This is a genomic window from Glycomyces dulcitolivorans (assembly GCF_003265355.1).
GTDB lineage: Bacteria > Actinomycetota > Actinomycetes > Mycobacteriales > Micromonosporaceae > Glycomyces > Glycomyces dulcitolivorans.
The window spans coordinates 23012-34444 of sequence record NZ_QFRW01000315.1; the positions used below are offsets into that span (position 1 = coordinate 23012).

Sequence of the window (11433 nt, forward strand, 5' to 3'; positions counted from 1 at the left end):
CACATGAACCCCCCTTTCAATTGAACAAGGAGCTCCATGAACCCCGATTCCCCCGGGCGCCTCGGCAGGCGCCTGATCGCGGGTGCCGCCGTCGGCCTCGTCGCCGCGGCCGCGTTCGCGGCCCCCGTCGCGGCCCAGGAGACGGCCTACGAGCCGTTCCTCCACGGCGACGTCAAGATCGCGGAGGCCGCCCCCGGCGCCACCGCGAACGTCACCCCGGTCTTCCTCCACCAGCAGGACCTCACCACCTCGACCGTGCTCGTCCACTTCGACGACGCGACCGCGACCCGCGGCACGACCCTCATCGCCGAGGCGACCGAGGAGTACGACAACTGCGGCGACGCCGCCGACGGCGGCATCGACTGCGTCTTCACCGACTTCACCGGTGAGCTCGGCTCGGCCTTCACGCTGTCGGGCCCGATCGGCTACGCCGTCGCCGCCGACGCGCCCGGGCCGATCGAGGTCTGCGGCTGCACCTACACCGTGACGCCGGTCGAACTCTCCACCATCGAGGAGGACTACGGCGACCTCGTCCCGGTCCCCGACTCCCCGAACCCGCTGGCCATCGTGCCCGCCGAGACCCCCTGGGACGGCACGGGCGCGACCGCCGACGCCGGCGACATTGCGCTGACCACGACCGAGAACCAGCTCGACCTGTACGTCGGCTCCTCCGTCGAAGAGCTCACCGGCGGGATCGGATCCACCCCCGACCTGCGGCTCTGGCTCGGCAACGACAGCACGACCGCCGCCGGGTACGACCTCGCCGCCGACGAGCCCGGCTCGTACGTGCTCCGCGGCCAGATGCCCGACGGCATCGACCTCACCGAGCTGAACGCCGACGGCAACGCCGCGTGGACCTGCCTCGACGAGAGCGAGCTCGCGGCCGAGTACGAGCGCACCGAGAGCACGCAGCTCGAACGCTTCGACTTCGTCTGCTACCTCCAGAGCATCGCCGCGAACACCGAGACCGGCCTCCTGCTGGAAACCTGGATCACCGAAGGCCAGGGCAACGCCGGCCGCTTCGAGGTCGCCGCCGCCTACGACGGCGCCGAGGCGCTCGAATCCGATGCGGGCGACGAGTTCCTCTTCGTCCTGAACGGACTGCCGTTCGTGCCGCTGGCGCGCAACGACTTCAACAACGACGGCCTCGACGACTTCGTGGCGGTCCGCGAGTCCGACGGCGCGCTGCGGTTCTACCCCGGCAAGGGGAACGGGACGTTCGGCGCGGCCACCACGATGGCGACCGGGTTCGGCGGCTTCGACGTCGTCATGGCCGGCGAGCTCAACAGCGACGGCTACGCCGACCTGCTGGTGCGCGACAACAAGACCGGGATCCTCTACACCTACCCGGGCAACGGGAGCGGCGGCCTCAAGGAGCGCATCCGCTCCGGCACCGGCTGGAACGTCATGAGCGTCTTCACGACCCTGGACTTCGACGGCGACGGGATGATGGACATCCTCGCCGCCCGGGAGTCCACCGGCGTCCTGTCCTACTACTCCGGCAAGGGCAACGGCACGTTCGGCAACGGCGTCCAGTGGACCACCGGGTACAACAACGTCGACGCGCTGATCTCGACCGGCGACATCGACCACGACGGCGGCGAGGACTTCATGATCCGCACCGCCTGGGACCAGGAGTACATGGTCTTCACCACCTCCGGTGCAGAGGCCGTCATCCTCGACCCCTACCTGAGCGGCCCCACCACGTCCCAGTTCCGCCAGGTCGTCGGCGCGGGCGACCTCGACCGCGACGGCCTGCTCGACCTCCTCTCGGTGGGCACCCGCTCCAGCGGCCTCTACCGCCAGGAGTTCCGCCTCGACGGGGCGATCGCCGAGTACCAGACCGTGTCCGGCTCCGGCTGGCTCGGCATGAGCCTCCCGATGGCGACGCTCGACCGTTCCCGCGACCTCGACATGGACGGGGCCACCGACGTGCTCGCGCGCCGCTCCTCGAACAAGGTCACGAGCATCTACTTCGGGAACGGCACCGGCGGCTGGGGCCCCAACTACGAGTGGGACTCCAACTTCTCGGGCATGAACCTGATCGAGACCTCCGGCGACTTCACCGGTGACAACCTCCCCGACGTCCTCACCCGCACCACCGGCGGCGTCCTGTACGTCTACCCGGGCGACGGCTTCGGCTACTACGACAACGACGGCCGCATCCGCATCGGCGGCGGCTGGAACGCCATGTCGGCCATCGTCTCCGGCTCGGACTACAACGGCGACAACAAGAACGACATCATCGCCCGCGAGTCCGCCACCGGCAACCTGTGGCTCTACCCGGGCAACAACGCCGGCTCCCACGGCACCCGCGTCCTCATCGGCACCGGCTGGAACGGCATGTCGCTCATCACCGCGGTCGGCGACCTCGACCACGACGGCGCCGCCGACGTGATCGCCCGCAAGAACTCCGACAACTGCATGTACTTCTACGCCGGCAAGCCCGCCGGCGGCGTGAAGAACGGCGTCAAGATCGGCTGCGGCTGGAACGTCATGAACACCGTCGCCGCGGTCGGCGACTTCAACGGCGACGGCCACTTCGACTGGGTCGCAAGGCACACCAACGGCAGTCTCTACCTCTACAAGGGCAACGGCGCCGGCACCTACTCCGGCTCGGTCGTCATCGGCTCCGGCTGGGGCGGCATGGACATCATCGCCTAGACAACTGCACACATAGGACGGGTGGCGACCTCTGGTCGCCGCCCGTTCCGTGTCAGCAGCCCGCCCGCTCCACGAGCCACTTCGACATGGCCCGCACGCCGTGCCCGATCGCGGCCTCGTCCGGGGCGAAGGTCGGGAAGTGCGGATAGCCGGTCGTCACATCGGCACCCGGGGAGCGGACCCCGAGATAGGTGTAGGTGCCGGGGATCTCGTCGAGGAACAGCGCGAAGTCCTCCCCGCTGAACGGGACCGCGGCCCGCACGACCTCCGTCTCGACGCCGCCCCGCCGCAGGAACCGCTTGAGCTCGTTCGCTTCCGGTGCTGGGCACACCATCGCGGGGAACGGGTCGTTCGGGAACACCGCGGTCGCGCCGTACGACTGCGCGAGCCGGTCGATGTCGGCCCGCACCTCGGTGTACCGCTCCTCGGGCCAGCACCGCGAGGAGAACCGCACTTCGCCGCCGTCCGCGAAGGCGCGCGTGAAGACGAACGACGCGAGCGGACCGTCCTCGGTCTGGAGGTCCACCAGCAGCTGCTCCAGGTCGGCGGGGCTCTGCGGCTGCGCGACCGTTCCGAGGGCGCCGATCTCGGCCGCGAGCTGCGCGGCGCGCTCAGCCGCGTCGTCCCCGGTGAGGCTCACGGACCCGCGGTCCTGCCCCGGCAGGCCCGAACCCGGGTTGACCCCGAAGACGCCCACCGGGAGAAGGCCGCAGTGCAGGGCGTGGATCTCCTCGGGATCGGTCTGCGCCAGCACCCCGTCCTCGATCATCGCCCTGGCCCCGGCCAGGGACTCCTCGGCGGGCTGGAACACGAACACGACCGTGCCGTGCAGTTTGCGCCGCAACCGGGCGAGCACTTGCGCGATGCCCACGCCGACCGTGGTGTGGATGTCGTGCCCGCACAGGTGCTTCGGCGCGGTCCCGCCCCCGATCTGATCCACCGGCGGCACCGCGTCCATGTCGGCCCGATACGCGACCGTCCGACCCCGATGCCGCCCGCGCAGCACCCCGACGACGCCGTACCCGCCGACCCCGGTGGTCACTTCGAGCCCGGCGGCCCTGAGCGCTTCAGCGACCTTCGCCGAGGTCCTCGCTTCTTGGCCCGGCCCTTCAGGGTTCGCGTTCAGGTCGCGCCGAAACGCGATCAGGTCCGCTTCGATCGCCTGCACTTCGGCATCGATCGAATTGCTGGATGATGCTTGCGCTGCGGTCGGAATGCTCACGGACGCAACAATAGCGGTGCTCCCCAGCAGCACCCGGCGGCTGAGGTTCTTGGAACGGGGTGTCATGGTCTCCTCCGAATCGGAAGTCGGTACCCCGATTCTCGAATCCACAGTGCTCCGGCGCAGTCATGCAGACCCCCGGAACTTCACGCCGGTGGGCCCTACTCCCTATTGAGGGCTTCGGCGACCGTCAGCAGCGCATCTACCTTGAGCGCGCTGGGAGGCAGCGAGTCCGCGATGGCCTCCGCCTGGACGGGGGACGTGTCGCTCAACGAGACCGCGAGCCGGGCCAGGGTCCGGTTTCGGAGGTCGTCGTCAGCGATGGTCCGCGCCATGCGCTCGGCGGTGCGGGAATCGATGTCGGCCATGGCCCGGACCGCCTCGGCGATGGTGCTGCCGAGCTGTTCCCAGTCTTCGGAGATGCCCCTAGCGGCCTCCTCCGACCTGCGCGGAGCCATTGGCGCCCAGGCGACCGCCAGTTCACCGAGCAGGACGTGCCGGTCCTCGCTGTCGGTGCGGCCGCGCGCCCAGTGGTCGGCGGTCGCGAGGAGCGTCGACGCCCTGCTCAGGTCGAACTCCGCAGCGGCCTTGGCGACCGACACGATTGCGGCGCCCTTCCCGAAGAAGCTGTCGTCGACCCGGGACACCTCCAGCACGGCCCGATCGAGCAGGCTCGCGGCCTCGACCGGATCGGTCTTGTGCATGTGCTTCGCCACCACGGCGATCGCGGTCGATTTCGCCAACAGGCTTGAGGTGTCCAGTCGGAAGTCACCGCAGTATATTGCGGCGTCCGCCGCGTTCTTCGGCGCGACCGACTCGACGAGGGCGAGCAGGACCTTCGCCTGAAGGTCGGGCACCGCCATCGACAGCGCGATCTGGTGGACCCGATCCGGCTCATCCGGGAGCAGCCCGAGCGCCACCTGCTTGAGCACCGAGTTCTTCGCTCGCGCATCGGTGATCTCGTCGGCGATCCGGAGGGCGTGGCCGGGGTGCAGCTCAGCGAGCCCCTCGGCCACCGATCCGACTGATCGCTTGTCCCCGGCTTCTGAGGCGATGAAGAGGAGCTCCCCGATCCGGTCCGGCCACCTGGCGGCGAACACCCTCGCGACCTGTTGGAGGGCGATCAGACGACGCTCGGATCTCCGCGGGAGCGAACGGAGCGTCTGGATCGCCCGGTCCGGATCGATGACCGCGTAGCCTTCCGCCACACCTATGAGTGCGGCGTCCCGCAGAATCGGGTCGGTGATCGAATGCGCCAGGCGCTCAGCGGAGGTAAGCATGCGCCGGGACGCTTCGGGATCCGATTCGGCGGCTCTTTCGGCCGCTGAGATGAGGTTGTACCGCCGATAGTCCTCATTCGGTTCGAGGCGGAGCAGCCGCTCGGCGATGTCGGGTGCGCGCTCGGCAAGGCTCAAACTCGCCGCGGACAGCAGTTCGAGTCCGTCGTCCGGTACGCGGGCGGCGGCCCGCTCGATCTCGGGCAGCAGCAGATGGGGCCGGTCCGTTCTTGCAAGCAGCTTGAGTAGCACGATGAGCAGATCGACACGGTCGGCTTCGGTGCGGCAGTGCTCCTCGGCGATCCTGAAGAGCCGGTAGGCGGTGGATGAGTCCGCTTTCGACAGTGAGGTAGCAGCGGTGAGGACCGACTCGGCGGATGCCTCGGCGAACGCCTCTGGTGAGGGAAAGCCGCTCTCGAAGGCGAAATACTGCTTTGAGTAATGCGGTTCCACCAGTGCCAGGCGCAATCCCGCCTCCACCCGCAGGACTTGATTGGACCTTGACTCCAACTCTTTCGAGAACAGGGCCGCGAGCTTCTCGATGATCCCGACTAGATGCGCTGGAGGGTTCGCGGCAGAGGCCGCGGCCAGCAGTTGGTCGGAGAATTCGCTCATCCCCGTGGATCCCCCGGTCTTGCGCGCGTTGGCCGCGACGAAAACCACGAACAATGTCGCCAGGCCGCGAGCGGTGAACCGGTCGTCCGCCGTCGGCGGGAGATTGACCAGGAGCCACCGGAGGACCGCCTCCGCATGGATGAGGTGTTCAGGAGGGAGCGCGCCGGCGAACGCGAGGGAGGCGAACACCCGATCCGACCAGCTCGGGAAGATCGCATCGGCCTGCTGCGGAAGGATGTTCGGATCGAGTGCAGCGAGGCCGGCCGCATAGCCCTCGACGGCCCGCAGCCTTGGCTCCCCGATTGGCATGGAGGAGAGCACGCCGATTGACCAGCTGCGATAGAGGGCGGCGGAGCGTCTGAGGAGATCGTGAAGTGATTCCGCGTCCGGCTGTTCGAGAGCGGCGGTCGCCGCTTTGTTGAGCAGGTGCTCGATCCGGTTCCGTGCGACCGGGAGCGCGAGTGTGGCGGTCGGCGGCCGGGGCGCCGGAGTGGTCGGGGCCGCCGTTGCCGGTGATCGGAGCGGGGCGATGGCGCTTCGCCGTGCCAGCGCGATCGATCCTTCGCCGTCGTAGCGGAACTGGGGGCGGGCGTCGCGGATCTCGCGTGAGATGTAGTCGTAGAGCTGCTGGGCCGTCAAGTGGCCCTGTGCCTTCGCTGAGCGCAGGCCCTTGGCGAAGGCTTCCGTGAACGGGCTGGGGCTGCCGTCCCGGGCCTCGTCGATGGCGAGTTGAGTAGCGCTGGCGCTGGTCATGACGCACCGGCCACTGCCGGTCGCCTCGACCATGATCTCCCCGTCGCCCCTGAAGGCTCCGCTGTAGCAGCAGTCGAGCACGGTCACGACCGAGGCCGCGGGGGACTCGTTGATGGCGGCTTCGACGTCCTCGGCGTACCGCAATGCGGTCGGGCGGAGGGCGCTGGTGCGGGTGTCGATGGCGCACAGGTGAAGTCGACTGGTGAGGTCGAGGCGGCCGTGGCCGGAGTAGTACAGGAGCAGGATGTCGTCGCGGGTGGCGTCCTCGACCAGGAACTGGTGGACCTTCTCGCGGAGATCCTGGACCCCGCGATCGATCAGCGGCTCGATGGCGTCGGGGTCGAACAGGCCCGTGTCGGCATCGGTGAGTGCCGCGAAGAGGGCGGCCACATCAGCGCTGGGCCCCTTGAGGGTCCGGAGCTCGGGGTCGCGCAGGTAGAGGGCGTTGCCGATGAGGAGGGCGCGGTAGCGGGGCATCAGGGGCCTTCCAGGGACCGGCCGATCGAGTCGGCGAGGGACTGGAACGATTTCTGGTCGAGGTTTTCACCTGTGAGGGTGACGTGGCGGGTCTGACCATCGGCGTCGGTCCAGGAGATGTCGAGGCTGCGGGTCTTGTCCCGGCCGAGCCACATGCGGAAGCAGGCGACCGCCGCGCCGATCGCGCCCGAGGATCCCAGGACCGCGATGATCTCGACCGCGGCGCCACGGGAGTTCCCCTCCGACTCGCCGCCGCGTGCGCTGACCTGGTCGGCTTCGCCCGTGAGGCTGCGATGCAGGTCGGCTACTTCGGCTCGCCACTGCGGGCTGTCGTCGGAATACTTGCTCGTCGCCGCCGCGACCGACACCTGGACCACCATGGGCACGAAGACCTTTCGAGAGGGGTGGTTCCCATGGTAGGGCCCGGTCGCCGCCGGTGCGGCCCTCCCGCGGCGGGCCGTCATGACGTTCGCGTGAGCGAATCATGGCGGGTGGTGCGACGGTACGGGGACCCACTACCGACTTCAGCTTGCGAGGATCGCCGTGCAGACCGGATCGATGATCGCCGATCGCTACCGCCTCGACGCCCCGATCGCCTCCGGCGGCATGGGGGCCGTCTGGAAGGCGCACGACACGAGGCTCGAACGCGCGGTCGCCGTGAAGATCCTCAAGTCCGATCTCGAAGGCGACGCGACTGCGCGGGCCAGGTTCCAGCACGAGGCCCAAGCGGTGGCTTCGCTCCGCCATGCCGGGATCGCGGCGCTCCACGACTACGGCGAAACCGAAGGCGAGCACGGGGAGACCCTCGCCTACCTGGTCATGGAGCTCATCGAAGGCCCGACCCTCACCGCCAGGCTCCTCGAAGGCCCGCTCCCGCACACCGAGGCGATGCGCCTGTGCGCCGAGGTCGCCTCCGCGCTCCACCACGCCCACGAGACCGGGATCGTGCACCGGGACATCAAGCCCTCCAACATCATCCTCGACCGGCGCGGCCACGCCCTCCTCGTCGACTTCGGGATCGCGCTCTCGCCCGGGCGCGGGACCATCACCGAGTCGGGGATGCTCATGGGCACCCTCTACTACGCCTCGCCCGAGCAGCTCGAAGGCCGCCCGCTCACCGGCGCGACCGACGTTTACTCGCTCGGCGCCGTCGCCTACGAATGCCTCTCCGGCGCACCGCCGTTCACCGGCGACACCGCCGGGACCATCCTCAACGGACACCTCAACCAGTCGCCCCCGCCCCTCTCGCCGGACCTCCCGCCCGCGCCCGTCGCCGCGATCCTCCAGGCGCTCGCCAAGGACCCCGGCCAGCGCTGGCCCACCGCCGACGAGTTCGCGCGCGTGTGCCGCGACGCCGCCGCCGATCCCCTGACGCCGCAGGCGGTCTCGCCGGTCCTCGCCATCCCCGGCGCCGCCGCGCCCTGGACGCCGCCCGCCGGAGCCCGCCCCTTCGAGCCCGTCACCGCCCCGATCGCCGACCGGCGCCGCAGGCGCTGGCCCCGCCGCGTCCTCATCGCCGCCCCGGTCCTGGTCGCGGTCCTCGTTGCGGCCGTGGCGCTCTCCCTGTCGCCCTGGAGCCGCGCCGACGACAACGACAGCAACTCCATCGGCGTCATCGAAACCCAAGGGACCCAGCAGGAGACGTCCGACCAGGCCCTCACCGGCGTCGGCTCGCCCTCCACCGAGGCATCCACCTCCACGAGCGAGTCCGCCGCCGAGACCACGGCCGCCGCGGACGAGACCGAGGCCGGCGACTCCGGCTCCGGAGGCGGCAGCGGCGGCGGAGACGAAGGCGCTGACGAGTCCGAAGACGAAGGCGGCCAGGTCGAACCGGGCGCCGCGTCGCTGCCCGACGTCACCGGCATGTGGTACACCGAGGCCTACGACGAGCTGTACGCCGCCGGCTGGGAATCAATCAGCTACGACACCGTCTCCGAGGACCCCGAGACCGGCCAGACCGACTGCACCGTCGTGTACCAGAGCCCCTCCGGCGGCACCCCGACCCACTACGACGTCACGGTCACCCTCACCTACTGGGAGCCCGAACCGGGCTACTGCTGACTCGTCAAGCCGCACATGGTGTCCGGTGATCACCGGCGTTGGCCGGTACCGTCGATTGGAGACCCCCGCGGGGCCGGGCCCCGCGGATGCGACGGCAGGAAGGCAGGCCATGCACGACGACGACATCGAGCTCCCGCCAGGCACCGACACGACCGTCCCGGCCACCGCGCGCGTGTACGACGCGCTGCTGGGCGGCTCCACGAACCTCGCGGTGGACCGGGTCGCCGCGGACGTGTTCGCGCAGCACATCCCGCAGGCGCGCGAGTGCGCGAAGCTCAACCGCAGCGCGCTGATCCGCGGCGTCGAGTACCTGGTGCGAGCCGCTGGGATGGACCAGATCCTCGACATCGGGTGCGGGCTGCCGACCGCGCAGAACACGCACCAGGTCGCGGCCGGGCTGAACCCGGACGCGAAGGTCGTGTACGTCGACCACGACCCGATGGTCATCGCCCACGCGAACACGCTCCTGGCCGGGAGCGAGACCGCGATCGTGGTGGAGGCCGACCTCACCGACCCCGACTACATCCTGTCGCGCACCGAGATCCGCGCGTTCCTGGACTTCGACCGGCCGATCGCGCTGCTGCTGGTCGGGATGATCATGCAGATCAGCGACGAGCAGCGCCCCAACGACATCATCGCCGCGCTCATGGGCGCCATGCCGAAGGGAAGCCACCTGCTGCTGACGTCGTGGCCCGACACGGGCGAGCCGGAGCAGGCGGCGCTGTCGGCGGCGTGCATCGAGACGCTCGGGAACGGGTGGATGCGGCCGGTCCCGGTGCTGGAGAGCCATTTCCTGGGCATGGAGATGGTCGCGCCGGGCCTGGAGTACATCCCGCGCTGGTTCCCCGAGGACCCGGCCCGGCCGGTGCGCGAGGTCGACGAGCTCGAACCGTACGAGCGCACGCAGATGGCCGGGATCGCCCGAAAGACCTGACTCCTTGCGCCGCAAGGGGCCCGCGCCGTAAGGTGCGGGCCCCTTGCTCCTCATCCCAATCGAGTCGGCCGAGGCTGTGCTATCCGAGGAAAGCCGTGTTCAGCAGCAGGTTCGGGCTGCCGTTGGTGCCCGAGACGGCGTCGGCGACGGCGTTCTCGGTCAGCGCGGTGACGACGTCGTCAGGGGTGGCGTCGGGGTTGGCCTCCAGGAACAGGGCCGCGGCGCCGGCGACGTGCGGGGTCGCCATCGAGGTGCCGGAGATGGTGTTCTCGGCGTCGTCGCCGCCGATCCACGACGAGGTGATCCCGGCGCCGGGGGCGAGGATGTCGACGCAGTCGCCGTAGTTCGACCACGAGGTCTGGGCGTCGTTCGCGTCGGTGGCGCCCACGGTGATCGCGGACGGCTCGGAGGCGGGGGACACGTTGCAGGCGTCCTGGCCCTCGTTGCCGGCGGCGATCGCGAAGGTGACGCCGGAGTCGGTGGCGGCCGCGATGGCGTCGTTGAGCGCCTGGCTGAAGCCGCCGCCGAGGCTCATGTTGGCGACGGCCGGGCCGGTCGCGTTCTCGGCGACCCAGTCGATGCCGGAGATGATGCCCGAGTAGGAGCCCGAGCCGTTGTCGTCGAGGACGCGGACGGCGCGGATCGTGACGTCCTTGGCGAGGCCGTACGTGGTGCCGCCGATGGTCCCGGCGACGTGGGTGCCGTGCCCGTGCCCGTCGGCGGGGTCGGTGTCGTCGTCGATGAAGTCGTAGCCTTCGCCCACGCGCCCTTCGAACTCGGCGTGGGTGGCGTTGAGGCCGGTGTCGAGCACGAACGCCTCGACGCCGGCGCCGGTCGGCGTGTACTCGTACGAGGAGTCGAGCGGGAGCGCCTCCTGGTCGACGCGGTCGAGGCCCCACGACGGCGGGTCGGTCTGGACCTCGGTGACGTGCGCGGTCTGGTCCTGCTCGACGTACGCGACGTCCTCGTCGGCGGCGAGTTCGAGCGCCTCCGACTCGGTCAGCTCGGCGACGTAGCCGTTGAGGGTGTCGAGGGTGTGCTCGATGTCCACGTCCACGCCGAGGTCGTCGGCCAGAGCGTTCAGGCCGGGAGCCTGGTCTTCGAGGACGACGATGTACGAGCCGTCGATCGCGTCGGGGGAGTCGGCGCCGATGATGGTCGCCTCGGCCGGCTCCTCGGCGTTCGCGAACGAGGTGGCGGCGATGGCCGAGCCGCCCGCGGCGACCGCCGCGACGGCGATGGCCGCGGCGGTGCGCACGTGTCGGCGCCGGGGCTTTCTGGTTCCTGCCGTTGACAAGAGGAACTCCTTCGGTTGTCCCCGGCGGCCGCGGTGCTTGGGCCGCGCCCCCGGGGGAGGGTGGTTCGGGTGAGGCCCGGTGCTCTGGGGGGAGCGGGGGCGGGCCCCGGGGCCCGGCGGCGGCCGCGCGGCC

The 11433-nt window shown here is 70.1% G+C and carries 7 protein-coding genes; 3 read left to right on the forward strand and 4 right to left on the reverse strand.

What is annotated here, in order from left to right; genetic code table 11:
• Positions 1 to 36 precede the first annotated feature (36 nt).
• Positions 37 to 2664 (forward strand): FG-GAP repeat domain-containing protein, encoded by a 2628-nt coding sequence (locus DI269_RS22830; RefSeq protein ID WP_112140245.1) that lies wholly within the window; start codon positions 37 to 39, stop codon positions 2662 to 2664.
• A 52-nt stretch (positions 2665 to 2716) separates the two neighbouring features.
• Here the strand turns inward: DI269_RS22830 and DI269_RS22835 are convergent, their stop codons facing one another.
• From DI269_RS22835 to DI269_RS22845, 3 genes are all read right to left on the reverse strand, one after another.
• The gene (locus tag DI269_RS22835) at positions 2717 to 3952 is read right to left on the reverse strand and encodes a M20 metallopeptidase family protein (RefSeq protein ID WP_112140247.1); all 1236 of its coding nucleotides are present in this window, start codon (positions 3950 to 3952) and stop codon (positions 2717 to 2719) included.
• Positions 3953 to 4047: 95 nt separating this feature from the next.
• Positions 4048 to 7008, reverse strand: coding sequence for a caspase family protein (locus DI269_RS22840; protein ID WP_112140249.1), 2961 nt, complete (start codon positions 7006 to 7008; stop codon positions 4048 to 4050).
• Entirely contained in the window at positions 7008 to 7388 is a 381-nt protein-coding gene (locus DI269_RS22845) for an effector-associated constant component EACC1 (protein WP_112140250.1), read from the reverse strand. The genes DI269_RS22840 and DI269_RS22845 overlap by 1 nt, the downstream gene beginning before the upstream one ends.
• Positions 7389 to 7551: 163 nt before the next feature.
• On the opposite strand from DI269_RS22845, the gene DI269_RS22850 reads away from it, so the two are divergent.
• Both DI269_RS22850 and DI269_RS22855 read left to right on the forward strand, forming a co-directional pair.
• Positions 7552 to 9069, forward strand: a complete 1518-nt coding sequence (locus tag DI269_RS22850) for a serine/threonine-protein kinase (protein ID WP_112140252.1) — start codon at positions 7552 to 7554, stop codon at positions 9067 to 9069.
• Positions 9070 to 9178: 109 nt separating this feature from the next.
• Positions 9179 to 10003: an SAM-dependent methyltransferase gene (locus DI269_RS22855; RefSeq protein WP_112140254.1), complete on the forward strand. Its 825-nt coding sequence runs from the start codon at positions 9179 to 9181 to the stop codon at positions 10001 to 10003.
• 79 nt (positions 10004 to 10082) lie between these two features.
• On the opposite strand, the gene DI269_RS22860 is transcribed toward DI269_RS22855, so the two are convergent.
• On the reverse strand, positions 10083 to 11300 hold the full coding sequence (locus DI269_RS22860; protein WP_112140257.1) for a S8 family peptidase: 1218 nt from the start codon (positions 11298 to 11300) through the stop codon (positions 10083 to 10085).
• Between the last annotated feature and the right edge of the window lie 133 nt (positions 11301 to 11433).